The sequence below is a fragment of the Xanthomonas sp. CFBP 8443 genome, from assembly GCF_025666195.1.
GTDB lineage: Bacteria > Pseudomonadota > Gammaproteobacteria > Xanthomonadales > Xanthomonadaceae > Xanthomonas_A.
On the sequence record NZ_CP102592.1, the window covers coordinates 780,997 to 805,252 of the forward strand.

18 protein-coding genes are annotated in these 24,256 nt (G+C 70.7%); 11 read left to right on the forward strand and 7 right to left on the reverse strand.

Translation table 11 applies throughout. From position 1 onward, the window contains the following. Positions 1-235 precede the first annotated feature (235 nt). Positions 236-3,130, reverse strand: coding sequence for a M16 family metallopeptidase (locus NUG20_RS03250; RefSeq protein ID WP_263397023.1), 2,895 nt, complete (start codon positions 3,128-3,130; stop codon positions 236-238). A gap of 365 nt (positions 3,131-3,495) precedes the next feature. Between NUG20_RS03250 and NUG20_RS03255 the strand changes: the two genes are divergently transcribed. The 3 genes from NUG20_RS03255 to NUG20_RS03265 all read left to right on the forward strand — a co-directional run bounded on the left by NUG20_RS03255 (position 3,496) and on the right by NUG20_RS03265 (position 6,468). Beyond that, positions 3,496-5,172, forward strand: coding sequence for a M28 family metallopeptidase (locus NUG20_RS03255; RefSeq protein WP_263397024.1), 1,677 nt, complete (start codon positions 3,496-3,498; stop codon positions 5,170-5,172). A 98-nt stretch (positions 5,173-5,270) separates the two neighbouring features. Further along, a complete protein-coding gene (locus NUG20_RS03260; RefSeq protein WP_263397025.1) occupies positions 5,271-5,726 on the forward strand; it encodes a hypothetical protein in 456 nt (151 codons plus the stop codon). 181 nt (positions 5,727-5,907) lie between these two features. After that, positions 5,908-6,468, forward strand: a complete 561-nt coding sequence (locus NUG20_RS03265) for a hypothetical protein (RefSeq protein WP_263397026.1) — start codon at positions 5,908-5,910, stop codon at positions 6,466-6,468. An 18-nt stretch (positions 6,469-6,486) separates the two neighbouring features. Here NUG20_RS03265 and NUG20_RS03270 read toward each other — a convergent pair whose 3' ends face one another. Beyond that, positions 6,487-8,079 (reverse strand): APC family permease, encoded by a 1,593-nt coding sequence (locus NUG20_RS03270; protein ID WP_263397027.1) that lies wholly within the window; start codon positions 8,077-8,079, stop codon positions 6,487-6,489. Positions 8,080-8,358: 279 nt separating this feature from the next. Here NUG20_RS03270 and NUG20_RS03275 point away from each other — a divergent pair, with 279 nt between their 5' ends. From NUG20_RS03275 to NUG20_RS03285, 3 genes are read left to right on the forward strand one after another with little or no spacing between them, the layout of a single operon-like run. Beyond that, a complete protein-coding gene (locus NUG20_RS03275; RefSeq protein WP_263397028.1) occupies positions 8,359-8,781 on the forward strand; it encodes a hypothetical protein in 423 nt (140 codons plus the stop codon). A 10-nt stretch (positions 8,782-8,791) separates the two neighbouring features. Next, positions 8,792-9,241 carry a type II 3-dehydroquinate dehydratase gene (locus NUG20_RS03280; protein ID WP_263397029.1) on the forward strand — a complete coding sequence of 150 codons (450 nt, stop codon included), beginning with the start codon at positions 8,792-8,794 and terminating at the stop codon, positions 9,239-9,241. After that, on the forward strand, positions 9,222-9,440 hold the full coding sequence (locus NUG20_RS03285) for a hypothetical protein (RefSeq protein WP_263397030.1): 219 nt from the start codon (positions 9,222-9,224) through the stop codon (positions 9,438-9,440). Before NUG20_RS03280 ends, NUG20_RS03285 begins: the two co-directional genes overlap by 20 nt. 264 nt (positions 9,441-9,704) lie before the next feature. Here the strand turns inward: NUG20_RS03285 and NUG20_RS03290 are convergent, their stop codons facing one another. Then, positions 9,705-10,916, reverse strand: a complete 1,212-nt coding sequence (locus tag NUG20_RS03290) for an FAD-dependent oxidoreductase (RefSeq protein ID WP_263397031.1) — start codon at positions 10,914-10,916, stop codon at positions 9,705-9,707. A gap of 339 nt (positions 10,917-11,255) precedes the next feature. Here NUG20_RS03290 and NUG20_RS03295 point away from each other — a divergent pair, with 339 nt between their 5' ends. The 3 genes from NUG20_RS03295 to NUG20_RS03305 are packed head-to-tail and all read left to right on the forward strand — an operon-like array spanning position 11,256 to position 13,761. After that, a complete protein-coding gene (locus NUG20_RS03295; protein ID WP_263398387.1) occupies positions 11,256-12,551 on the forward strand; it encodes a sensor histidine kinase in 1,296 nt (431 codons plus the stop codon). Then, complete coding sequence (locus tag NUG20_RS03300) at positions 12,544-13,311, forward strand: LytR/AlgR family response regulator transcription factor (protein ID WP_263397032.1); 768 nt, start codon at positions 12,544-12,546, stop codon at positions 13,309-13,311. Before NUG20_RS03295 ends, NUG20_RS03300 begins: the two co-directional genes overlap by 8 nt. 42 nt (positions 13,312-13,353) lie before the next feature. Next, positions 13,354-13,761, forward strand: a complete 408-nt coding sequence (locus tag NUG20_RS03305) for a hypothetical protein (RefSeq protein ID WP_263397033.1) — start codon at positions 13,354-13,356, stop codon at positions 13,759-13,761. A gap of 451 nt (positions 13,762-14,212) precedes the next feature. On the opposite strand, the gene NUG20_RS03310 is transcribed toward NUG20_RS03305, so the two are convergent. From NUG20_RS03310 to NUG20_RS03320, 3 genes are all read right to left on the reverse strand, one after another. After that, the gene (locus NUG20_RS03310) at positions 14,213-15,184 is read right to left on the reverse strand and encodes an IS110 family transposase (protein ID WP_263396421.1); all 972 of its coding nucleotides are present in this window, start codon (positions 15,182-15,184) and stop codon (positions 14,213-14,215) included. Between the two features lie 600 nt (positions 15,185-15,784). Continuing rightward, positions 15,785-17,875 (reverse strand): TonB-dependent siderophore receptor, encoded by a 2,091-nt coding sequence (locus NUG20_RS03315; RefSeq protein WP_263397034.1) that lies wholly within the window; start codon positions 17,873-17,875, stop codon positions 15,785-15,787. A gap of 451 nt (positions 17,876-18,326) precedes the next feature. Next, complete coding sequence (locus NUG20_RS03320; protein WP_263397035.1) at positions 18,327-18,944, reverse strand: hypothetical protein; 618 nt, start codon at positions 18,942-18,944, stop codon at positions 18,327-18,329. A 190-nt stretch (positions 18,945-19,134) separates the two neighbouring features. On the opposite strand from NUG20_RS03320, the gene NUG20_RS03325 reads away from it, so the two are divergent. Further along, positions 19,135-20,082, forward strand: coding sequence for an oxygenase MpaB family protein (locus NUG20_RS03325; RefSeq protein ID WP_263397036.1), 948 nt, complete (start codon positions 19,135-19,137; stop codon positions 20,080-20,082). 109 nt (positions 20,083-20,191) lie between these two features. After that, positions 20,192-23,185, forward strand: coding sequence for a bifunctional diguanylate cyclase/phosphodiesterase (locus NUG20_RS03330; protein ID WP_263397037.1), 2,994 nt, complete (start codon positions 20,192-20,194; stop codon positions 23,183-23,185). Here NUG20_RS03330 and NUG20_RS03335 read toward each other — a convergent pair. Then, positions 23,175-24,188 carry a Rieske 2Fe-2S domain-containing protein gene (locus NUG20_RS03335; RefSeq protein WP_263397038.1) on the reverse strand — a complete coding sequence of 338 codons (1,014 nt, stop codon included), beginning with the start codon at positions 24,186-24,188 and terminating at the stop codon, positions 23,175-23,177. The genes NUG20_RS03330 and NUG20_RS03335 overlap by 11 nt on opposite strands. Positions 24,189-24,256: the final 68 nt, after the last annotated feature.

A 24,256-nucleotide genomic window follows, 5' to 3' on the forward strand; every position in this document is an offset into this window, starting at 1 on the left:
TGCCGCGCGACCGATAGTGGAACGCGCAGCGATGGCTGCGTGCTGTACCCGCTTGTGTGCATGCAGGTTGCGCCGGAGCGCAGCGTGCGAGGCCACATGCCGTCGCATGTCGCATGTCGCATCGCGCGATGGCGATGGCGATGGCGATGGCGATGCGTTGCGATGGCGCCGGCGGATCACGCAGATGCCGACGCGTCGCGCATGGCCGGGCAGTCCCGGCCATGCATGTGCGGCGTTACTGCTTGCCGGCGGCCTTGGCCTTCGCCTTGACCGGCTGGCCGTCGCTGTCCAGCACCTGCACCTCGCCCAGCTTCAGTGCGCGCACCGGCGCCTCGATCTGCTTGAGGTCGCCGACGATGACCCAGGTCATCGCCTGCGGCGTGACAATCTCCTTGATCGCCGCCTGCGCGGCGCGCTGGTCGATGGCTTCCAGGCGCGTCTTCAGGGTCTGCACGTAGTCGTCCGGACGGTCGTACTGGACGATGCTCTCGACCGCGCCCAGCACCGCGCCGGTGGTCTCGAAGCTGCCCGGCAGGGCGCGGATGCGCTGGTTCTTGATCTTGGCGATCTCATCGGCGGTCAGCGGCTTGTCGCCGACCACGGCCTTGGCTTCCTTCAGGATCTCGGCGGCCGACTCGGCGGTCTTGTCGGTCTGCACCGGGGCGAAGAACAGGAACGGGCGCTGGCCCTGCGCATCCAGCATGAAGCTGTTGGCGCCGTAGGCCCAGCGCTTGTCCTCACGCAGGTTCATGTTCAACCGCGAGGTGAAGGTGCCGCCGAACGCGCCGTTGGCCACGCCGATGGCCAGGTTGTCCGGCGCCTTGGTCGACGGTGCCAGCAGGCCGGCCAGGATCAGCGACTGCGGCGCGTCGGTGCGGTTGATCAGGTACACCCGCGGCTTGGGCTGCGCGGCGACCTGCGACAGGGTCTTGGTCGGGCGCGCGGCTGCCGGCGGCTGCCAGTCGCCGAACGCCGCGTCCAGCTGCGGGATGATCTGCGCCAGGGTGGTGTCGCCGGCGACCAGGATGCGCAGGTTGTCCGGGCGCAGCCAGTCGTTCTGGAACGCGGTCAGGTCGCTGGCGCCCAGGCTCTTGATCGCCGCCTCGGTGCCGCTGCCGGTGAGCGGCACGCCGTAGGGATGCTGCGGGCCGTACAGCAGCGGCGGCAGGGTGCGCAGCGCCAGGCCTTGCGGCTGGGTCTTCTCCTGCGCGATGGAGGCCAGCCACTGGCCGCGCACGCGCTCGATGTCCTCGGCCTTGAACGCCGGGTTGCGCACGATGTCGGCGAACAACGCCAGCGACGGCGCGAGCTGGTCGTTGAGCGCGTCGAGCGAGGCGGCGCAGCTGTCCAGCTCGCACGCCACGCTGGTGATCGCGCCCAGGCGCTGGCGGCGCTGCGCCACTTCCACCGAGTCCAAGCTGCGGGTGCTTTCGTTCATCAGCGCCGCGGTGAAGTTGGCGGTGCCGAGCTTGCCGCCCTGGTCGACGGCGTAGCCGGCGTCGAACAGCAGTTCGACCTGCGTCACCGGAATGGTGTGGCGCTCGGCTAGCACCACCTCGATGCCGTTCTTGAGCTTGCCGCGCTGCAGCTGCGGGAAGCTCAGGCTCGGGAACTGGGTGGTTTCCGGGATGCCGGCGGCACGGTCGACCTGGTTCTTGCCGACGCTGTAGCTGGCCTTGGCCGGCAGCTTGGGCGCGGGCTTGCCGTCGGCCACGGGCAGCGGCTTGAGCGCCTTGTCCTCGGCCACCGGGTCGAAGCCCTCGGCCGCAGGCAGCACGGTCAGCAGGTAGTCGCCCTTGCCGAACCAGGTGTCGGCGGCCTTGCGCACGCTGGCCGCGGTGGCGGCCTGGGCGCGCTGCAGGTCGTGCTTGTAGGCGCCCGGATCGTTGCGATAGACCTGACCCTCGGCCAGGATCGCGGCCTTGCCGGTGAAGCCGCCGACCTTCTCCAGGCCGCGCACGAAGCCGGCGCGGTAGTTGACCTGCGCGCGCTGCAGTTCGTCGGCGCTCGGGCCTTCGCTGAGGAATTTCTTCAGTTCGTCGGCGATGGCGGCCTCGACCTTGGCCGGGTCCACGCCGTCCTTCACGTCGGCGCTGATCTGCAGCTGGCTGGCCAGCGCGAACGGCTGGATGCTGGCCGAGATGTCGTCCACCAGGTTGTCGCGGTACACCAGGCGCTGGTACAGGCGGCTGGTCTTGCCGCCGCCGAGCACGGTGGTGGCCAGGTCCAGCTGCACCGCGTCGTCGGTGCCCAGCTGCGGCGCCACCCAGGTGCGGTAGATGCGCGGCTGCGCGACCTGGTCGTGCTGCACGCCACGAGTCTGCTTGGCCAGCGGGGTGATCCATGGCTGCTGGCGCGGCACCGGCTTGCCGGCGGGGATGTCGCCGAAGTACTGCGCGGCCTTGGCCTTGGCCTGGGCCACGGTGATGTCGCCGGCCAGCACCAGGGTGGTGTTGGCGGCGCCGTAGTTGTCGTGGAACCACTGCTTGACGTCGTCCAGCGAGGCCGCATCGAGGTCGGCCATCGAGCCGATGGTGTCGTGCTGGTACGGATGGTTGGCCGGGAAGATGTTGGCCAGGATGTTCTCGTCCACGCGCCCGTACGGACGGTTCTCGCCCTGGCGCTTCTCGTTCTGCACCACGCCGCGCTGGGTATCCAGTTCCTTCTGCCCGATCGCGCCGAGCAGGTGGCCCATGCGATCCGATTCCATCCACAGCGCCATGTCCAGCGCGGTGGTCGGCACGGTCTCGAAGTAGTTGGTGCGATCGAACCAGGTGGTGCCGTTCATGTCGGTGGCGCCGACCTTCTCGAACGGCTGGAAATAGGTGCCCTTGTGGTTCTCCGAGCCGGAGAACATCAGGTGCTCGAACAGGTGGGCGAAGCCGGTCTTGCCGGCCGGCTCGTCGCCGGAGCCGATGTGGTACCAGATGCTCACCGCCACCACCGGCGCCTTGTGGTCCTCGTGCACCACCACGGTCAGCCCGTTGGGCAGGGTGAAGCGGGTGTAGCCGATCTCCGGCACGGTGGCCTTGGCGGCCAGCGCCGGCGGCGCGGCACTGGCCGGCGCGATCGCGGCGCCCGCGCCGAGGGTGAGGATGCTGGAGATCAACAGCGACAAGGGTCGGAGCATGGGCCTGGCCTGACAAGGAGAATGGTCCAGCATAGTGGGCGCGTGACGGGCTCGAAACGTGACTGATGGCACGGCATCTTGGCCGGGCGTGCACGGCGCCGGCCGAAGCGGACCGCATCGGAACACGGCAGCGCCGCTGGACGCCGCCGGTTGCGGGGCCGCCGTGCAGCGGGCGACGAGGCGGCCACACCGCAGACGGTGCGCGGCACGCAGGCCGCGCACCGTCTGTCTGCACAGAGGCCGCTCCCATTCCGGGCAGCGCGGCGTGTGCGCCGCCCAAGGCGCCGCCGCTGCGTGCGCATGCGGCGTGCCGGCCGCGGCATCCGTCGCTACACTCGGACGCGCACACCAACCAAGGGGCAAGAGTGAAGCGACCGATCCTGGGCATGCTGGCGCTGGCGATTTCAGGCGCGCTGATGGCGGCGCCGCCGTCCGCGCCGAACTTCGATACGCAGCGCATTTCCGCCGACGTCAAGACGCTGGCGTCCGACGCCTACGAAGGCCGCGCGCCGGCCACGCCGGGCGAGGACAAGACCGTGGCCTACCTGAGCGCGCAGTTCCAGGCCGCCGGCCTGCAGCCGGGCGGCGACCTGCGCGACGGCAAGCGCCTGTGGACGCAGGCGGTGCCGCTGCGCCGCGCCGACATCGTCGGCACTCCGCAGGTGGCGGTCGAAGCCGGCGGCCAGCGCCAGGCACTGACCCAGGGCCAGCAGATCGCCGTGCGTGCCGCGCTCGACGGCAGCAGCCAGGTCGCCATCGACGGCGCGCCGCTGGTCTTCGTCGGCTACGGGGTCAAGGCGCCGGAGCGCGGCTGGGACGACTTCAAGGGCGTGGACCTGAAGGGCAAGATCGCGGTGGTGCTGATCAACGACCCGGATTTCGAGACCGGCAAGGGCGCCTTCGACGGCAAGGGCATGACCTACTACGGCCGCTGGACCTACAAGTACGAGGAAGGCGCGCGGCAGGGCGCGGCCGGCGTGCTGATCGTGCACGAGACCGCGCCGGCCTCCTACGGCTGGGCCACAGTGGCCAGTTCCAACACCAACAGCATGTTCGACGTGGTCCGCGACGATCCCAAGTCCGCGCACCCCGCGCTCGAAGGCTGGATCCAGCGCGACGTCGCGGCGGACCTGTTCAAGCGCGCCGGGCTGGATTTCGATGCGCTGAAGAAGCAGGCGCAATCGCGCGACTTCAAGCCGGTGGAACTGAAGGGTGAGCGGTTGCACGCAAACTACGCGGTGAAGTCGGAGGTCATCACCTCGCACAACGTGGTCGCGCGGCTGCCCGGCAGCACGCACCCGGACGACAGCGTGATCTACACCGCGCACTGGGACCACATCGGCGTGGGCACGGCCGACGCCAACGGCGATGGCATCTTCAACGGCGCGCTGGACAACGCCAGCGGCACCGCCGCATTGCTGGAACTGGGCCGGGTGTTCGCGAAACAGCCGGCGCCGCAGCGCTCGGTGGTGTTCCTGGCGGTCACCGCCGAGGAGAAGGGCCTGCTCGGCTCGGAGTACTACGCGTCCAAGCCGCTGTATCCGCTGGCGCGCACGGTGGCGGTGATCAACATGGACGGCATGAGCCCGTTCGGCCCGTCGCGCGATTTCGGCATCTACGGCAGCGCCAAGCTGGATCTGCTCGAGGACCTGAAGACGGTCGCCAAGCGCTGGGACCTGCGCTACACGCCGGACCCGAAGCCGGAAGCCGGCTACTTCTTCCGCTCCGACCACTTCTCCTTCGCCAAGCGCGGTGTGCCGGCGCTGTCGTTCGCCGCCGGGCAGGACTGGGTGGACGGCGGGATCAAGGCCGGCAAGGCGGCCTCCGACGACTACACCGCCAAGCGCTACCACCAGCCCGGCGACGAATGGCTGCCGAGCTGGACCTTCGCCGGCGCCGCGCGCGACCTGCAGGTGCTGTACACGCTGGGCGCGGAGCTGGCCAATTCGTCGCAATGGCCGAACTGGAGCAGCGATTCGGAGTTCCGCGCCACCCGCGACGCCAGCGCGACGCAGCGGCAAGCCGGCCCCGCGGCGCGGTGACGGCCGAGGGACCGGACCCTGCGGCCGATCCGCGGGCGGTCCCGGCCGGAGCTCGGCGGCGCCTCGCCCGGCCTGCGCCAGGCGAAGGCGCCGCTCCATTGCCGCGCTGGCTGGTCCACACCGGCGTGGTGCTGGCGTTCCTGATCGCCGGCCCGCCGCTGGGCACGGTCGTGGTCGGCTTTCCGGTGGCCATGGTGTGGTCGGGGCAAGGCCCCTCCGTCAGCACGCTGTTGCTGGCCCTGATGATGGCGCTGTTTTCCTATGCGTTCGGCGCGTTGCCGGCGCTGCTGACCGGCCTGTTGGCGGCACGTTGCTGGCCACGCCTGCGCGGCTGGCGCGCGCATCTGCGCCTGGGCCTGGCCGCCGCGCTGCTGTCGGCGATCTGCGTCGGCGCGGCGATCGTCCTGCTGCGCCGCCCGCTGCCGCCCATCAACGAGGTCGCCATCGCGTTGGCCTTGTGCGCGCTGGCGGGGTTCGTTGGCGCCACGCTGATCTCACGCTTGCTGCAGGCGCTGCGTGGCGGGACACGCGCGCGTGCGCCCGAATCGGCATAGCCGTACTGCTGCGGTCCGTGTCCACCCGGTATCGCGTGCGCGTTGCTGGACGTGGCGCCGCGACCGTCTCCTGCCGCTGCGCAGCCTGCCGATGGCGATCGGTATTTCCCAGATGTCGCAGTCGCCGCAGAGCGGGCGCCATCGCAACGACGCGCCAACCACACCGTAACGGCACTGATCCATGACGACCGACGATCCACCCGATACCGATACCGTCTCTGCCGCGCCCACGGCACCGGCGCATGCGCCCGCCACCGGCGTGCCGCAAGGCGACGATCGGGCCGATGCCACCGCCACCCCCGATGCCATCGATCCATTGCATCCGGGCCTGGTGCGCACCGGCGTGGTGCTGGCGTTCCTGATCGCCGGACCGCCGCTGGGCACGTTCCTGGTGGCGGCGCCGTTGCTGCTGATCGGATCGGCGGGGAGCAGCCTGCCGCCCGGCAATGCGCTGCTGGTCGCATTGGCGATCGCGCTGGTGTCCTACCTGTTCGGTGCGTTGCCGGCCTTGCTGACCGGCGCGACCGCCGCGTGGTACTGGCCACGGTTGCGCGGCTGGCGCGCGCATGCGCGGATCGGCCTGGTGGGGTTCCTGTCGTCCCTGCTCTGCCTCGGCATCGCGTTCGCGGTGTTGGACATGCAGCGCGATGCCATCGAGACCTTCAGCATGGCGTTGCTGTGCAGCCTGCCGGGATTCGTTGGCGCCACGTTAGTCTCGCGCCTGCTGCAGGCGCTGCGCTGACCCGCGCCGACGCCGGCCTCAGCCGTCGCTGGCCTGCTGCAGCGACGGGGTGCGCCAGCCGGCGCGCACGCCCCAGAAATAGAAGCCCAGCGCGACCACCGCGACGACGGCCAGATCCGGTCCGTAGGACAGGTAGCCATGCCCGCCGAAGGTGGTGCTGCCGGCCCACGACAGCAGCGCGATGGTCGGCAGGTAGGCGATCAGCCAGCTGGCGCCGCGCAGGTGCTTGCCGAAATCCTTCCAGCCCTGGCGGTGCTGGTAGTAGGCGTACACCGGCAGCGCCACCAGCATCAGCACGATGATCTCGCCGGTCAGCGGCCAGCGCGCCCAGTACAGCAGTTCGGTGGCCAGCACGAAGGCGGTGGCGGCCAGCACCGGCAGGCCGAAGATGCGTAGCGGACGGTGCATCTCCGGCGCGTGGCGGCGCAGCGCCATCGCGCTGATCGGGCCGGTGAGGTAGGAGATGATCGTGGCCACCGAGATCACCGCCGCCAGCGTGCCCCAGCCGCGGAAGAAGAACAGGAACAGGTAGGACACCGCCAGGTTGAAGAACATCGCCGGGCGCGGCACGCCCCAGTGCGGATGCAGCTTGCCCAGCACCGCCGGCAGCGTGCCGTTGCGCTCCATGCCGTAGATCATCCGCGCGGTGGTCGCGGTGTAGGTGATGCCGGTGCCGCTGGGGCTGACGAAGGCATCCACGTACAGCAGCATCGCCAGCCAGTGCAGGTTGACGATGATCGCCAGCTGCGCGAACGGCGAGCGGAAATCGATGCCGTGCCAGCCGGCCTTGGCCAACAGCTCCGGCGGCACCGCACCGATATAGGCCACCTGCAGGATCAGGTAGATCACCGTCGCCAGCGCGATCGACCCCAGCACCGCGAACGGGATGCTGCGCCCCGGATTGCGCGCTTCGCCGGCCAGGTTCACCGGGCTCTGGAAGCCGTTGAAGCTGAACACGATGCCGGCGGTGGCCACCGCGGTCAGCACCGCGGCGAAATCGATCACATGTGCGCCGCCGTGCAGGCCGACGCTGAAGTTCTCGCGGTGGAAACCGCTGGCGATCAGCGCGATGCCGGTCAGCGCCGGCACCACCAGCTTGAACACGGTGATCAGGCTGTTGGAGCGCGCGAACAGCTTCACGCTCCAGAAGTTCAGCAGGAAATACACCAGCACCAGCGCCGCGGCGATGTACAGGCCGGGCACCGACAATTCGCCGGCGCCGCCGGGCTGCTGCATGTACAGGTCCTGCGCCCACTGCCACGGCCACGAGGCCATGTACTGCACCGAGGCCTCAGCTTCCACCGGGATCACCGACACGATCGCGATCCAGTTGGCCCAGCCGGCGATGAAACCGACCAGCGAGCCGTGCGAATAGTGGCTGTAGCGGACCATGCCGCCGGACTCGGGGAACATCGCGCCCAGTTCGGCATAGGCCAGCGCGATGGTGGTGACGATCGCCGCGCCCAGCAGCCAGGCCCAGACCGCGCCGGGGCCTGCCAGCCCAGCGGCGCGCCAGGCGCCGAACAGCCAGCCGGAGCCGATGATCGAACCCAGGCCGGTCAGCATCAGGGCGAATGGGCCGACATCGCGGCGCAGGGCGGGTTGGGTCATGAGATGTTCCAGGCGGCGCTTGCTGCGGGAAACCGCGGATGATCGCAGATGCGGCCGGCTGTCGCACGGCGCGGGACTCGGGACTCGGGACTCGGGACTCGAAGAACGGAAGTCGGTAAAGCCCCGATTCGCGGCATTACGCTTTTCCGAGTCCCGAGTCCCGAGTCCCGAGTCCCGGCACTTCTTACGCAAGCTTTACGCCGCAACGCCATGCCGCAATGGCGCGCTTACGCGGCACGCGCCTAGAGTCTGCAACGTCCTTTCCGTTGGATGTCTTCCATGTCGATTCTGCTGATCCAGGGCCCGCACCGTGATGCGCCGGCCATTGCCGTTGCGCGGCGCCTGGCTGGCGCGTCCGGTGCGCATGTAGTGCCGGTGGCCTGCGCCGATGCGGCGCAGATCGTGGCGCGGCTGCGGCAGGGCGCGCACGACGAGACCGAGCTGGTGCTGCTGGATTCCGGCGAGTTGCCGGCCGCGGACCTGGCCGAACACGGCGCGCATCTGCGCGAGGCGCTCGATGCGCTCGGCCATCCGTACATCGAGATGCACGACGCCAGCGCGCAGGCGCTGGAGCCGCTGCTGCATCCGCGCCACGCGCCGCTGCTGACGGTGATCGCCAACGGCGCGCTCGCCGACAGCTACGCGATCGCGCTGGGCGTGGCCGCGCGCCGGCTTGGCGCGCGCGCCGCGCTGGCCAACTGAGGGCGCCGCCATGTCGATCCTGTTGTTGCGCGGCCCGGACTGCGTGGCCGGCCATCGCGGCCGCCCGGCGCGCATCGCGCCGCCGGTGCTGCGGCAATTGCTCGCGCATGCCGGGCGTGCCGGCAAGACCCTGGCGGTGCGCGGCTGCGCCAGCGAGGCCGAACTGCTGCAGGCGCTGGCCCAGGCCGATGCGGCGCGGGTGGAGATGCTGCTGCTGGATCCGGGCGCGTGCTCGGACAGCGCCGCCACCGCCGCCGCGGTCGCGCAACTCGGCCGGCCGTACGTGGAAGTGCACGACGATGCCTGCGACCAGCGCGAACCCTGCCTGTGCGTGGTCTCGCGGCAGCGCGTGGGACAGGTCGGCGGCTACTGCGCGCAGAGCTACGCGCTGGCCTTGTCGATCGCGCTGGAACACCTGGGCTGCAACGGCTACGAAGGCGATGTGCACGTCGGCACCTGAGCCTGCGCGGCACTACCTGGCCGACTACGACGCCTACAGCTACGGCCAGCGCATCGCCTGGGGCACGCTGGCGCACAGCTGGGAGGACGGCGAGCCGCTGGATCCGGCACGGCTGCTGCAACGGTTGCGCGCGCAGGCCGCGCAGCGGCACGGCGTGGACAGCGACGACATCCGCATCCGCAGCGTCAGCCGGCTGTAGCGCGCACCGCGCATGCTGGCCAGTCGCGGACAAGGCGCGCCACGGCGTCCGTGTGCTAGCCACGGTGAAGCGCAGGTGCCGCGCGTGCGGAGCACGCGCTGTGGGCTTCGGTGAGCGAAGCGCGGCCGCCACGGCGTGGCAAGCGAGGCGGTACGCTGGGCGCGGCGCAGGCGGTATGTCCGTCCACCGATGCATTGGAGCCTCGGCGCACTGGGGCCGCGGTCGCCACGATGAGGTTGGCGAAGTGACGCGATGAGGCGTGGCTTACGCGAACAGGGCGGCCAGTCGCGCCACCGCCGCCTCCGACGCGGCACGGTCCGGAGTAGCGTCGGCATTGCCGAAGTCGCCGTCGGCCTGCGCCTGCACCAGGATCCCGTCGCGGCGCGGCACCACGTTGAGGTTGTGGCCGCGATAGACCAGCCCGTACGTCACGTCCGACTGCGGCACCAGTCGCGCGGTCTGCCCGCGCACCGGCACCAGGCTGTCGTCGCCGAGCAGGGCGCGCGCGCCGTAGCCGGTGGCGTTGACCAGGGTCTTCTCGCGCAGCTCGGCGAACTGGCGCGGGCTTTCGAATTCGCGCGTCTGGATCTCGCCGCCGGCGGCGAGGAAGTCGTCCATCAGCAGCCGCGCATAGGCGCTGATGTTGAACACCAACTGCGTGTAACGGCGCACGTGCGCCACCGGGAACGGATGCTGGTTCGCCGCCAGCGGTTGCGAGCGCGGGCCCAGGTCGGCCAGGTACTGCGCCTCGAGCGCTGGATAGTCGGGTTCGCCGTTGCCGCCATGGCCGCTGGGCTGGTCGAACGGCACGTCCGACAGCACGTAGCCGTCGCGCCACTCGATCGGGTCGCCGGGCAGGCCGAGCAGGTTCTGGTACATGCCGAACGAAGTGCGTGCCATCTGTTCCCAGCGCCGCCCGAACTCGGGCGTGGCGTAGGCGCTGGTGCACACCCGCGAATCTGGCGACCACACCCCGGTGGCGAAGGAGGAGCGCACTTCCGGCGGCCGCTCCTTTGCATAGATGCGCACGCGCAGCCCGGCACGCTGCGCGACCAGCGCGGTGGTCAGGCCGATCGCGCCGCAGCCGATCACCGCCAGCTCGGGCTGGCCGGTGGCGCGCGCCAGCTGCGTGGCGATCGCCGCCGAGCCCCACGACAGCGACCAGCCGCTGCCGCCGTGGCCGTAGTTGTGGATCACGGTCTTGCGGCCGATGCGCTCGGCCTCGATGCGCGGCCCCTGCGCGCGGAACGGCCGCGTGCACGCGTGCAGCGCGACGATGCGGTCGGCGCTGGCGCGGATCGGCGCCAATGGCGACGACGGCGCGAACGCGGCGGGAGCGGGCGCCGCCGGCAGGACCGGCAGGGTCGGCGCTGGTCGCGGCAGCGCGGCGTCGCGCTGCGTACGTGCGAACAAGGGCCCGGCGCCGAGCGTGGCGGCGGCCAGTGCGCCGCTGCGCAGAAAGTGTCGTCGGTGCATGCCGGGCTCCTGATCGTGACGGCGAAGTTTAAGCGAGCGCGTGCGCTCGCGTCGCCAACACCGCTTGCTTGCGGTATGCGTCCTGCGCCTGCGCCTGCGCTGGCGCTGGCGCAGGCCTTCGCTGGGCGCAGCCACAGCGACAGGGCAGGCGGTCGCTGTGCAGCACGGCTCGGTCCCGTCGTGCGCTGCGGTCGCGGGACGCCCCCGAAGCCTCGCCAGCGCCATGTTTCGCTCCGCCGATCCGCTGCCTCGTCCGCGTCGGCGCGGTTTCGTCGCAAGGGGACTGGCGGCCCGCGCCGCCGCGGCTATGCTCGCCGCATGTCACCGATCCCCGCCGCCATGTTTTCCAGCGTGTCCCTGATCGTCCGCCTGCTGTGCGCCTGGGCGGCCGCCGTGATCGTCGCCGGCTTCGTCTGGAGCGGCGTGTTCTACGGCATGGAAGACCGGCCCGGCTGGTTCTTCGGCCTGCTGGCGATGCTGCTGATGCTGTCGGCGCTGGTCGCCGGCATCACCCACCTGCGCCGGGTCTGGTTGATCGCCGGGCGCCTGGACACCGCCAGCCTGTCCAGCCGCCAGCGGCGCCAGATCGAGATCCCACTGGACACCCGCGAGGCGTTCGCGCTGGTCGATGCGGCGGTGCGCGAACTGCCGCGGGTGGAAGAGATCGAGAGCGCCGCCGACAGCCTGCAGGTGCGCGCGAAGGTGCGCCGCATCGATCCGTACAACGGCCGCAAGCCGTCGCGCTGGAACCTGGCCGCGCGCTTTGCGGTCAAGCGCAACCAGGTGCTGGCGACGCTGACCCCCGGCGCCGGCAGCAGCAGCCTGATCCTGTTGCTGGAACCGGACGCCAGCGCCTGGATCGACCTGTTCGCGGTCGACGAGGGCAGCAACTACGAGAACGCCGAGGCGCTGAGCCGCGCGGTGGCGCGCCGCGTCGCCGAGCTGCGCCGCGACGAACAGGCCGCCGCCGCGCAGGCGGCCACCGCGCAGGAACTGACCGTGGCGCGGCTCAATCTGCTGCACGCGCAGGTCGAACCGCACTTCCTGTACAACACGCTGGCCAGCGCGCAGGTGCTGGCGCGCACCGATCCGCCGCGCGCCGACCTGATGCTCGGCTATCTGATCCAGTACCTGCGCCGCTCGCTGCCCAGCGCCGAAGACGCGCTGAGTTCGCTCGGCGAGGAACTCGAACGCACCCAGGCCTACTTGGAGATCCTCAAGATCCGCATGGGCGCGCGGCTGCAGCTGGAAGTGCAGGTGCCGGAGGCGATGAAGACCCTGGCGCTGCCGTCGATGATGCTGCAGACGCTGGTGGAGAACGCGATCAAGCACGGCCTGGAACCCAAGCCCGGCGGCGGCACGGTCTGGATCCTGGCGCGCGCCTTCGACGACCATGTCACCATCACCGTCGCCGACGACGGCCTGGGCTTCAACAGCCAGTCCAGCGGTACCGGCATCGGCCTGAAGAACCTGCGCGAGCGCCTGCGCCTGACCTACGCCGGCGCGGCCACGTTCGCGATCGTGTCCAACTTCCCCAGCGGCGTGGCCGCGACGATCACCTTGCCGTGTCCGCCGCAATGGCAAGCGCCGTCGCCGGTCCCGCCGCCGCTGCCGGCAGGAGCGCGACATGGTTGACGCGATCGTCGCCGAAGACGAGGAACTGCTGCGCACCGCGCTGGTCGCGCTGCTCGGCGAGGTCTGGCCGCAGCTGCGCATCGTCGCCGAATGCGAGGACGGCGCCAGCGCGCTGGAGCGCCTGGCCGAGCACCAGCCGGATGTGGCCTTCCTGGACATCCGCATGCCTGGCCTGAGCGGCATCGAGGTGGCGCGCGCGCTGGGCGAGCTGAGCCCGCGCACCCAGGTGGTGTTCGTCACCGCCTACGACCAGTACGCGATCGACGCGTTCGAACAGGGCGCGGTGGACTACCTGCTCAAGCCGATCGCGCGCGAACGCCTGCTGGCGACCGTGCAGCGGCTGCAGGCGCGAGCCGCGCAGGGGCCGGACGTGGCAGTGCTGGATGCGTTGCTGCAGCGTCTTGGGCAGCGCCCGCCGTCGCCTTCGGCGCCGCCGCCGCTGGCCTGGATCACCGCCAACAGCGGTCGCGAGACGCGGCTGATCCTGCTCGACGACGTGGTCTACTTCCAGGCCGACAACAAGTACACCACGGTGCTGACCCGCGACGGCGAGGCGTTGTTGCGCACGCCGCTGCGCGAACTGCTGGACGTGCTGGACCCGGCCGCGTTCCGGCAGATCCACCGCTCCACCATCGTCAACCTGAAGGCGGTGGCCTCGGTGGTCCGCGACGACACCGGCAAGGGCCGGATGAAGCTGCGCCACCGCGACGAAGTGCTGACCGTCAGCCAGCCGTACATGAGTCTGTTCCGCGGCATGTAAGCGCCGCCTTCGCTTTTTTCGCACTGGAACAAGGAATCCGCCATGCGTCTGCTCTCCGCGCTGTGGTCGTGCCTGCTCAGCCTCGCCGGCTGCCAGGGCCACGCCAACCTCGACCTGTCCACCGACGCCCACCGCGAGACCGTGGTGCATACCAGCGAGCGCGGCGTGGCGGTGATCTTCAGCCGCACCACCTACCGCGGCGGGCTGGCCACGTTCCGCTGCGTCGACAGCCGCAGCGGGCACTGCCACTACCAGGTCTATGCCGCCTGCGCGGCGCCGGACGCGGCTGCCGGCAGCGGCACGGCAATGGCGTCGTGCGCGCCGCGCGTGCTGCAGGAGTTCGACCTGCAGGTCGGCCAGCGCCGAGAAATCCCCGGCCTGCCGCGCGACTTCGGCCAGTGCGTCGCGCCCGAGACCCCGGCGGCGGCGCAGCCGTGCGCGCAGGGCTGAGTGGCGACCGGCGTCGAGGGGGCAGTTGCCGATACCGTCGCGGGTCAGAGTCCGCTCATCAGTCCCGACTGTTTCCAAAGCCGGATAGCTGGATGCTTCGTCGTCGCGGCTGAAGCCGCTCCTACAGGAAGCAAACGGCCGACTCGCCAGGCGCACTGTAGGAGCGGCTTCAGCCGCGACAGGTCGCCGAAGTCGCTGCGATGCCTCTTTTTGGGTCCATCCGTCACGATCGCTCCATGAAGCCCGGCAATCGGACGCTCCGCTCGTCGCGACTGAAGTTGCTCCCACAAGGACTTGCACCAAGCTTGCTGGGTGCACTGTGGGAGGGACTTCAGTCCCGACTGCTTCCGAAGTCGGATAGCTGGGCGGCTTCGTTCGTCGCGGCTGAAGCCGCTCCTACAGGGAGCAAACGGCCGACTCGCCAGGTGCACTGTAGATACCGTCTTCCCGTCTAACAGGCAATGGCCTTTTGAGGATCGAAGGGCGTGTTTGATTTGAGGACGCCGTAGGCAAGATGCAGCAACTTGCGCATGGCGGCGCAGACGATTTGCTTGCCGGCTTTGCCGCGTTCGCGCAGGCGCTGCTTCAGCGCACGGACGACCGGATTGTGGGTCATGGCGACCAGGGCCGGCATGTACAGGCCCGCGCGCAGCCGCGGGGAGCCGGTGCGGGAGATGCAGACCTGGCCCTGGCGCTTGCCGGACTCCTGCAGCCGGGGGTTGAGCCCGGCAAAGGCGGTCACCGCCGAGGCGTGGGCGAAGCGCTCCACATTGCCAAGTTCGGCCAGCATCAACGCCGCGCTGGTGTCGGCGATCCCATCGATGCTCACCAGCAGGTCGCGCTGCCCGCGCAAGGTCGGGTCCTGGTCGATCTGGTCGTCGATGGCCCGTTCAATCTGCGCGATGCGCGCCTGCAACTGGCCGATGTTCTCCAGGAGCGAGTCGCGCACCACCGGCGCGGCCACGTCCAGGCGGTTGCGCTCCATCTGCAGCATTTGCAGCAGGTCGTCCCGGCGCCGCACCAGCGCCTTGAGCTGCTTGAGCGCCGGCGGGTCGGGCTGCCAGGGCCGCAGCTGCGCCGCATGGCGCTGGCCGTAGCTGGCGATCAGCTTGGCATCGCTGCGGTCGGTCTTGACCCGGGTCAGCTGGCTGCGTGCATACAGCGCCATCTGCGCTGGGTTGAGTACGCACACGCGGTAGCCCAACCCATGCACGAACTCGGCTAGCGCCTCGTGGTAGGTGCCGGTGGCTTCCATCACGATCCAGCTGTCCGCCTGCGCGTGCGTCTGCAGCCACGCGTGCAGGGCCTGGAAGCCCTTCGGATCGTTGGGAAGCTTGGCCTTGGTGCGGTACTTGCCGTTGGCCAGGTCGATGGCCAGATCGAAACTGCGCTTGGCGACGTCAATGCCGACGACTGGGGACATAAGGACTCCTCCATCGGATGGGTGATCACGATCATCGCTGCGCCCGGTCCTGCCTTGTGGATGCGAGTTCACGCCAGCGGCGGACTCTGGATACCGTGCGGACACCACAGGGCCAGCAGATGGAGGGCGGGAGCCGATCTACAGCACAAGCTCGAAGCTTCAGGAGCGACTGGACTTCCCGCACCTCCCCCGATGATCAGTCGGAAGACATAACGCCTTCAGGGGCGCCATGTCCAGATACAAGGAGCGGCTTCAGCCGCGACAGGTTGCCGAAGCCGCTGCGATATCGATCTTTTTGGGCCCATCTGTCGCGATCGCTTCATGAGGCCTGGCAATCGGACGGCTCCGCTCGTCGCGACTGAAGTCGCTCCCACAAGGAATTGCGGCGAGCCTGTTGGTGCACTGTGGGAGGGACTTCAGTCCCGACTGCTTTCGAGGTCGGATAGCTGGATGGCTTCGTTCGTCGCGGCTGAAGCCGCTCCTACAGAAGCTCGCGGGCTATGCAGGAGCTCGCGACGACGAGCTGGGTGCACTGTAGGAGGGGCTTCAGCTCCGACATGTCGCCGGGGCCGCTGAGTTGCCTGCAAAGCAAACGGGGCGCTAGTAATCCACGCCCACCGAGAACAGCAGCGTGCGCGGGTCGCCCAGCGCCACCGCGCGCTGCAGGCCGCCGCTGTAGTAGTCGTGGTCGAATGCGTTCTTCAGGTTCAGCGCGTAGCGCCAGTGGCCCTGGCGGTAAGCCAGGCCGGCGTCGAACACCACGTAGCCGGGGATACGGTGGCCGTAGGCGGTCTTCTCGCCTTCGGCGCGGCCGCCGCCGCTGAAGGTCCAGCCGTCGTCCACGCCGTGCGGCGCGTACTGCAGCCACAGCGAGCCGCTGTGCCTGGGCACGTTGTACAGGCGGTCGCCGACGGTGGTGACGCGTTGCGCGCCGTCGTCGGTCACCACCGCGTCGGTGTAGGCATAGCCGGCGAACAGGCTGACCCCGCTGCCCAGGTCGGCGGCGGCGTTGAGCTCCACGCCGCGGCTGTGCTGCTCGCCGACCGCGATGCTGTAGCCGTCGTTGAGCGGGTCGGCCTGCAGCACGTTGCGCCGGCGCAGGTCGTACAGCGCCATGCTCAGGCTGGTGCCAGCGTCCAGTTCCATCTTCACTCCAAGCTCCACCTGGCGGCCGCGCTCGGGGTCGAACTGCGCGCCCTGCGCGTCGGTGCCGACGTTGGGAAAGAACGAGGTGGCGACGCTGGCGTAGGGATGCAGTCCGCCGCCGGCATCGAACATCAATGCGGCCGAACCGGTGGTGGCGCTGGCGTCGTTGCGCGCGTCCACGCCGGTGAGATGGTCCTCGCTGCGGTTGCGGCTGCGGTCGTGACGCAGGCCCAGCAGCAGCTGCCAGTCGCGCGCGAACTGGATGCGGTCGCGCAGGTAGAGGCCGCCGGAAGCGACCACGCTGAGATTGTCGCGGCTGGGCGTGGCCGGGCAGGCGATGGCGCCGCCGTAGACCGGCGCGTACACGTTCAGCGTGCCGACCCGGCAGGTGGATTGCACGTTCCATTCCCAGGTCTTGAACGCGTCCACGCCGACGGTCAGCGTGTGCTGCCAGGCGCCGGTGGCGACGCCGCGCTGCAGGTAGGTGTCCTGCACCCAGGTGCGGCCGTCGTAGTGCTGGTCGGTGGCGGTGCGGCGCAGCGTGCGCAGGTCGGCGGCCAGGCCGTTGTTGGCGATGAAGAAACCGTCCAGCCCGAATGCCTGCCAGCGCGCCGCGTGGTGCAGGGTCCAACCGTTGTCGAAGCGGTGGTCCAGCACGTAGCCGACGCGGCTCTGGTGGCTGTGGTACGGCGGTTGCGTCGGCTCGCCGGTGAACAGCGAACGGTCGATCCTGCCGTTCGGATTGGCGTCGGCGCTGCCTTCCCAGGGCAGGCCCTGCTGGCGGATGTAGTCGCGTTCCTGGTAGCTGGTCAGCAGCACGAAATCGGTGCGTTCGCCCAGGTCCAGCGACAGCGACGGTGCGATCCAGCGGCTGCGGAAATACACGTGGTCGGTGGGGTCGTCCGCATTCATCGCCAGGCCGTTGAGGCGCAGCGCGACCTTGCCGTTGGCCGACAGCGGCTGGTTCAGGTCGAAGCTGCCCTGCTGCAGGCCGTCGCTGCCGACGCCCAGTTCGGCGCGGCGCAGCGGCGTGCGCGCGGGGCGCTTGCTGACCAGGTTGACCAGCCCGCCGGGCAACACCTGGCCGTACAGCAGCGAGGCCGGCCCCTTCAGCACTTCCACCTGCTGCATGCCGAACAGCTGCTCGGCGACGCGGTTGTTGGCGGCGGTGCGCAGGCCATCGACGAACAGCGAGTCGGAGGCGGTCTGGCCGCGGATGATCAGGTCGTCCCAGCCGCGACGGCCGAAGGTGTTGGCGACCACGCCGGACACGTTGTGCAGCGCATCGGCCAGAGTCTGCGCCTGCTGGCTGTCCAGCAGCGCGCGCGGCACCACGGTGATCGAGAACGGGGTCTGCGCCAGCGGCGCGTCCGACTTGTCGGACTGCGCCGGTGCGGTGCTGCGGAAGCCGGTGTCGACCTCGGCGCGGACCTGCACCGCGGGCAGCGCGGTGGCCTGCACGGCGTCGGTCGCGTCGGCCGCGCGCGCAGCCGTGGAAGCCGCCATGCCGAGCAGGCAGGCGAGCGGAAGGGGATGCAGTTTCATCGGAACCGTGGGGTGGAGGCGGGGAGGGCTAATCGAGAATGATTATATTTCGCGAAGAGGCATTTGCGAAGCGCCGGCGCTCGGCGCGGCGGGCGGCCTCCGGTGCAGGCGCCGCGCAGGCGGGCGCCATCGTCGCGACGCGAGCGCTTTATTAGGGAGACGCAGGAGTACTGCTGCGGGCAGCGGCGGCCACGGGCGAAGCGGCGCACGGCCGACTTGCGGTGCGTTGGCATGCCTTGCATGGATGCGCGCGCCACCGGTGCGCATGCAGGCCGCCAACGGCCGCGGCGGCAAGAACCTGGATGGGTGCGGATGACGGGTATCTGTGTAGCGCTGTCGCCGCGCGCGGCGCGCCGATACGCCCACTACGATGATTGCGCCCGCCCTCCGTTGCGGAGGGCGATGCGCCTAGTTGAGACGCGTCGCGCAGTAACGGCGCGACGCAGCCGGCTCAGCCGGCGACGCGGAACACGCCGGTCTGGCCGCCCGGCGGCAGCCCTTCGAACTGGATCAGCGCGGCGACCAGTTCGGCGTGCAGGCGGATGCGGCCCATCTCGCGCATGATGCGGATGTCCTCGTGGCGCAACTCGCGGTTGGCGACCACTTCGCGCTTGTACTCGAGGATCTCCGGATACTTGCGCGCCATGTTCAGCGCATCGGCCACACACTCCACCGTGTCGGCATCGACGGTCAGCGGCTCGCGGCTGTTGAACGCGGTGAGCCAGCGCTCGAAGCCGGCGGTGCGGTCGAACATGTTGGCGATGAACCAGATCACGAACAGGATCGCGACCCACGAACTGAACACGATGACGATGCGCGAGAAGGTCACGTGGTAGTCGTGCTGCCACAACTGGTTGGTGATGACTCCCAGGATCACCAGCGAGATCGCCTGCCAGCCGACGATCGAGGCCACCAGCCACTGCTGCTTGGCCTTGGCCAGCACGTCCACTTCCGAGCGCAGCTGCGCTTCGCTCTTGTGCTGCCAATGCGCGACCTGTTCGGGGAACGAGCGCTGGTGCAGCGCGTTGTCCTCCAGCAACAACCCCAACCCCTTGAACAAAGCGATCATGACAGGCTCCTTGCAGATACGGTGACGAACGACGATGCCGCTGGCGATCTTGAGGCAGGTTCTTTCTAGCACAGTGGCCGCAATTGCCATGCTGCGATCGCACATGCGGCCGTCGCAGCGCCGCGCAGCCCCCGGCGGCCGCTGCATTGCGTGCGACGTCGCCAACGCGGGCGTGCGGTTTGCGCGGCGCATGCATGCCGCTCGCTACCATGTGCCGATGACCGCCATGCTGCGTACGCTCACCGCCCCGGCTTCCGCCCAGATCCGCCGCTGGGTGCTGGGCGCGTTCCCGCGTGGCCATAGCAGCATCGACTACGATCAACCGCACGGCGACGCCGGCCTGTTCGGCCCGGACAGCGTCACCTGGCGCATCCATGCCGAGTTCCCCGGCATGCTCTCCGGCGGCCTGTGCGCCTTGTTGCTGCAGACCCTGCATCCGCTGGCGCTGGCCGGCGTCTACGACCATTCCAATTTCCGCGAGGACCTGGTCGGGCGCCTGCGCCGCACCACCCAGTTCGTCGCCGCCACCAGCTATGCGCCGCTGGCCGAGGCGCAACGCCTGGTCCAGCGGGTGCGCACGATCCACGCGCGGATCCGCGGCCACACGCCGGACGGCCGCGCCTATGCCGCCGACGATTCGGCGCTGCTTACCTGGGTGCACGTCACCGAGGCCTACGGTTTCCTGCAGGGCTATCGCCGCTACTGCCGCGCGGTGCCGCCGGCCATCGCCGATCGCTACTACGACGAGGTGCGGCGCGTGGCCGAGGCCCTGGGCGCGCAGGCGGTGCCTTCGTCCGAGCGCGAAGTGCTGGCGTACTTCGCCCAGGTGCGCCCGCAGCTGCGGGTGGACGCGCGCTCGCGCGAGGTGCTGGCGGTGCTGTCCTCGCTGCGCTTGCCGGTGCCCGCCGCGGGGCTGTCGCGCGACCTGTTCCTGGGCGCAGGCGCGGCGCTGCTGCCGCCGTGGGCCACGGCGATGCTTGGACGCGGACGCCTGCAAGGCCTGCACGCGGCGGCCTCGGCGCGGATGCTGCAAGGGCTGGCGCCGCTGTTCCGGGTGGCGCTCAGCGACGGCATCGCGCAACGCGCCTGCCGGCGGGTGGGGATCGCGCCGCAGCAGCTGGTGCACTGGCCCGGCTAGGTACGGTCCGGCCGTTGCGGAAGATGAACGGGAATGCGCGTGCGCAGTCCGGATGCACGGCTCCTGGCCGGTCAAGATCGCGGCCGCCGTGCCGCTCTAAAGACGACCTATGCCGCACCGTTTCTCCGCCACCGACAAGACGCGCGACCTGCGCTTCAGGCACCGCCTGCGGCGGGCGTTGCGCGCGCCGCTGCACGCGATCCTGGTGTGGGGCCTGCTGCTGGCGGTGGTGCTGGCCGGTGCGCTGGCCTACGTGCTGGTGCAGGACCGCGACAACCGGCTGGCGGCCGCGCAGCGGCAGAGCCTGGCGCTGGCGACCGGCGCCGACCGCCTGCTGCAGGTGAAGCTGGACACCCTGGGCCAAGCGCTGCGCGGCGAGGCGGCGAACGCGCAGGCGCTGCGCGCGGAGACCCCGGCACATGCGCCGGCGCTGGTCGAGGCCTCGCTACAGGGGTTGCTGGCGCGGCATCCGGAATTGCACAGCGTAGCCCTGCTGGATGCGCAGGGTGCGCGCTGGCTTGGCGGCGCGGGCGATCCCAGCGTGCGCCAGTGGACGCAGCAGGCGCAGCGCGGCAGCGCGGGCGTGTCCGTCGGGCCGCTGCAGCGCACCGCCGACGGCGAGCCGGTGGTGCGCCTGGCGTTGCCGCTGGCCTCAGGCGGCTGGGTGCTGGCGCGCTGGCGGGTCGCGGCGCTGCAGCAGATCGTCGCCGGCTTCGATACCGGGCACGACGGCGTGGTCGGCCTGATCGACGCCCACGGCCTGCTGCTGGCCGCCAGCGGTCCGGCCGCCGGCGGCCGCGTGCAGCTGCCGCCGGGCCTGGCGCGGTCGCAACCGCAGGGCTTGGCCCTAGGCATGCGCGCAGCGGTGTTCGGCCAGCAGGCGCGGATGGTGGCGATCAGCGGCGGGCGCGACTATCCGCTGCTGGCGGTGGCGGGGCTGTCGGTGCGCGAGGCGCTGGCCGGCTGGTGGTGGTTCGCCGGCGGCGCGAGTGCGGTGTACCTGCTGTACCTGGCCGGGTTCATCTACCTGCTCGGCAGCCTGCGCCGCGCCGAGCACCGCCAGCGGCACCTGCTGCAACGGCTGCGCCGCGGCGACGAGGACCTGCGCCTGGCGCACGAGATGGGCGGCATCGGCACCTGGCAGATCGACACCGACCAGCGCCAGCTGCTGCTGTCCGAGCCGACCGGGGCGATGCTGGGGCTGCCGCGGATGAGCATGACGGTCGACGCGTTCCTGGCCCGGGTGCACGACGACGACCGCGCGCGGGTGGCGCGCAGCTATGAGGACGCGCTGCAAGGGCTTGGCGAGTACAACGCGGTGTACCGCATGCACATGCCGGACGGGCGCCTGCGCTGGCTGGCCGCGCGCGGCGCGCTGGTGCATGGGCGCGACGGGATGTGCATGACCGGTGCGGTGCAGGACGTGAGCGAGCGGCTGGAGGTGGCGGCGCGGCTGATCGATGCCGAGCGCCAGTTCCGGCTGATGTTCGAACGCAACCCGCTGCCGTTCTGGCTGTTCGCGGTGGACAGCCTGCGCTTCCTGGAAGTGAATCAGGCCGCGATCCGACAGTACGGCTACAGCCGCGACGAGTTCCTGGCGATGACCCTGCTCGACCTGCGACCGGCCAGCGACGCCGAGCGGCTGCTGGCGGACGTGCGCAAGCCGCGCGAGGGCTTCGACGAGCCGAGCATCTGGACCCACCGGCGCAAGGACGGCAGCCTGCTGTCGGTGCGCATCCACAGCGCCGACCTGGAGTTCGGCGGCGCGCCGGCGCGGCTGATCCTGGCCGAGGACGTCAGCCAGCGCCTGGCCTACGAGCGCGAACTCGCGTTCCGCGCCAGCCACGACGTCGCCACCGGCCTGCTCAATCCGCGCGCGCTGGCCGAGGCGCTGAACGCACGGCCGCACGCCGCCTACGCGGTGGCCTACGTGCAGCTGCGCGGCCTGGCGCTGATCGGCGACACCCTGGGCCGCGCCGCCGGCGACGCGGTGCGCTGCGCGGTGGCGGCGCGCGTGCGCGGGCTCGGCGAGCGCTTCGGCCTGACCGCGTACCAGCCATCGCAGGACTTCGTGCTGGCGGTGCTGGATCCGCAGCAGCTGCCGCAGGCGCTGCAAGCGCTGCTCGAGGCGGTCGCCACGCCGGTGCAGGGCGGCGACTTCGCCCAGCAGCTGCAGGCGCATGTCGGCGTGGCGCTGTGTCCGGACGATGCCGCCGGCGCCGAGGAGATCATCGGCAGCGCCGCGCAGGCGGCGCACGCGGCGCAGGCCGATGGGCGCAGCGTCGCCCGCTTCGAGCGCAGCATGTCCGCGCGCATCGGCGAACGCCTGCGCCTGGCCGGGCGCATCCACCAGGCGATCGAGCGGCAGGAATTCGAGCTGTATTTCCAGCCGGTGGTGCGTGCCGACAGCGGCGCGCCACGCCTGCTGGAGGCGCTGATCCGCTGGCCGCAGGCCGACGGCAGCTACATCGCCCCGGATCAGTTCATCCAGCTGTGCGAGGACACCGGGCTGATCCTGCCGCTGGGCCGCTGGGTGATGCGCGCCGCGGCGCAGGCAAGGCGGCAGCTGGCGGCGCACGGCTGGCCGGCGTTGCCGGTGGCGGTGAACGTCTCGGCGCTGCAGTTCTTCGATGGCGACCTGGTCGCGGACCTGGCCCAGGCCTGCGCCGAGGCCGGCCTGGCCGCCGACGGCCTGCACCTGGAGCTGACCGAGAGCAGCCTGATGCGGCATCCGCAGCAGGCGCTGGAGGTGCTGCGGCAGCTGCGCGCGCTCGGCGTGTGCGTGGCGCTGGACGATTTCGGCACCGGCTTTTCCAGCATGGCCTACCTGCGCGACCTGCCGCTGGATGCGCTGAAGATCGATCGCAGCTTCGTCGCCGACGTGCATCGCGACGCGCGCAATGCGTCGATCTGCGAGGCCCTGCTGACGCTCGGCCGCAGCCTGGGCCTGGAAGTGGTGGCCGAGGGAGTGGAAAGCGCCGAGCAGCTGCAGTGGTTGCGAACGCACGGCTGCGACCACGTGCAGGGCTACCTGATCGGGCGGCCGGTGCCGTTGGCGCAGGCGATCGACGCGCTCGGCGCGTTCGACGCGGTTACAGCATGATGTCGACGGACTGCTGCGCGCCGGGTGCCGGCAGCGGCGCGCCGTCCCAGTAGCGGCGCAGCGGCTCGCGCACCAGGTCCAGCGCGGTCGAGGCGCCGCGCGCGCCGGGAAAGCGCTGCAGGTTGTGCGCTTGCAACGCGAGCATGCGCCGGTCCTGCTCGCCGACCTTGCGCAGCAGCGGCCACACCAGCCAGCGCACCGCCCATGCCGGCGCCCAGCGCCCGTCCACGTGCAGGCTGGCGAACACCTCGGTGCTGCGCGCGCCGACCGGGGTGAAGTGCAGGCTGATCCGCACGCGGCCGCCGCGCGCGTAGCGGTATTCGATCTGCGCGGTGCCTGGTGCGGCGAAGTGCGCGCGTTCCAGCGTGCGCGGCGATTCGAACAAGCGGTACAGCCAGCCGCTCTGCGCGGCGGCGCCGGCGTAGTCGACGTGGAAGCCTTCGGCGGTGGTCTGCAGGCAGGCGCGCATCGCGGTGCGCGCGCCGCCGCGGCGCACCAGTCCCGGATGCAGCAGGTGGGTGTGCAGCGGGTCGAGGAAGTTCTCCAGCGCATCGACCACGTGCGCCTCCCAACGCGTGCGCCACAGGAAGCGCCGCGACGGCGGCTGCAAGGCCTGCACCAATTGCGCCGGGTGCGCGTCGCCGTCGGGATCCGGGCGCAGCCAGATCAACCCGTCGTGTTCGCGCGCGGCGAAGGCGCGCACCCGCACCGCCGGCGGCGCCTGCCCGGGCGGCATGCCGGGGATCTCGCGCAGCGCGCCGTCGCGGCCGAAGCGCCAGCCGTGGTACGGGCAGGCCAGGCCGTCGCCGGTGGCGCAGCCGGCCGACAGCGGCGCATGCCGGTGCGGGCAGCGGTCCTCCAGCGCGAGCAGGCTGCCGTCGGCGCAGCGCGCGATCGCCACGTGCCGGTCCATCACCGTCACCGCCAGCGGCCGAGTGCGCAGCGCGTCGGCCCGGGCGACGGCGAACCAGTGTCGGTACAGCGAGGGGTGCCAATCGTTCATGGCCGCTAGCGTCGCATGCGCGGCATGCCGATGTCTGGAGGCGCGTTCCCGATGTAGCGCGTGCGCGC

What these genes read in the sequence shown, in the direction of transcription:
- NUG20_RS03325 (WP_263397036.1), top strand. Translation starts at nt 19,135, where the DNA reads ATGCATGCCGCTCGCTACCATGTGCCGATGACCGCCATGCTGCGTACG.
- NUG20_RS03295 (WP_263398387.1), top strand. Translation starts at nt 11,256, where the DNA reads ATGTTTTCCAGCGTGTCCCTGATCGTCCGCCTGCTGTGCGCCTGGGCG.
- NUG20_RS03305 (WP_263397033.1), top strand. Translation starts at nt 13,354, where the DNA reads ATGCGTCTGCTCTCCGCGCTGTGGTCGTGCCTGCTCAGCCTCGCCGGC.
- NUG20_RS03275 (WP_263397028.1), top strand. Translation starts at nt 8,359, where the DNA reads ATGTCGATTCTGCTGATCCAGGGCCCGCACCGTGATGCGCCGGCCATT.
- NUG20_RS03315 (WP_263397034.1), bottom strand. Translation starts at nt 17,875, where the DNA reads ATGAAACTGCATCCCCTTCCGCTCGCCTGCCTGCTCGGCATGGCGGCT.
- NUG20_RS03320 (WP_263397035.1), bottom strand. Translation starts at nt 18,944, where the DNA reads ATGATCGCTTTGTTCAAGGGGTTGGGGTTGTTGCTGGAGGACAACGCG.
- NUG20_RS03280 (WP_263397029.1), top strand. Translation starts at nt 8,792, where the DNA reads ATGTCGATCCTGTTGTTGCGCGGCCCGGACTGCGTGGCCGGCCATCGC.
- NUG20_RS03265 (WP_263397026.1), top strand. Translation starts at nt 5,908, where the DNA reads ATGACGACCGACGATCCACCCGATACCGATACCGTCTCTGCCGCGCCC.
- NUG20_RS03310 (WP_263396421.1), bottom strand. Translation starts at nt 15,184, where the DNA reads ATGTCCCCAGTCGTCGGCATTGACGTCGCCAAGCGCAGTTTCGATCTG.
- NUG20_RS03335 (WP_263397038.1), bottom strand. Translation starts at nt 24,188, where the DNA reads ATGAACGATTGGCACCCCTCGCTGTACCGACACTGGTTCGCCGTCGCC.
- NUG20_RS03270 (WP_263397027.1), bottom strand. Translation starts at nt 8,079, where the DNA reads ATGACCCAACCCGCCCTGCGCCGCGATGTCGGCCCATTCGCCCTGATG.
- NUG20_RS03290 (WP_263397031.1), bottom strand. Translation starts at nt 10,916, where the DNA reads ATGCACCGACGACACTTTCTGCGCAGCGGCGCACTGGCCGCCGCCACG.
- NUG20_RS03250 (WP_263397023.1), bottom strand. Translation starts at nt 3,130, where the DNA reads ATGCTCCGACCCTTGTCGCTGTTGATCTCCAGCATCCTCACCCTCGGC.
- NUG20_RS03330 (WP_263397037.1), top strand. Translation starts at nt 20,192, where the DNA reads ATGCCGCACCGTTTCTCCGCCACCGACAAGACGCGCGACCTGCGCTTC.
- NUG20_RS03285 (WP_263397030.1), top strand. Translation starts at nt 9,222, where the DNA reads ATGTGCACGTCGGCACCTGAGCCTGCGCGGCACTACCTGGCCGACTAC.
- NUG20_RS03300 (WP_263397032.1), top strand. Translation starts at nt 12,544, where the DNA reads ATGGTTGACGCGATCGTCGCCGAAGACGAGGAACTGCTGCGCACCGCG.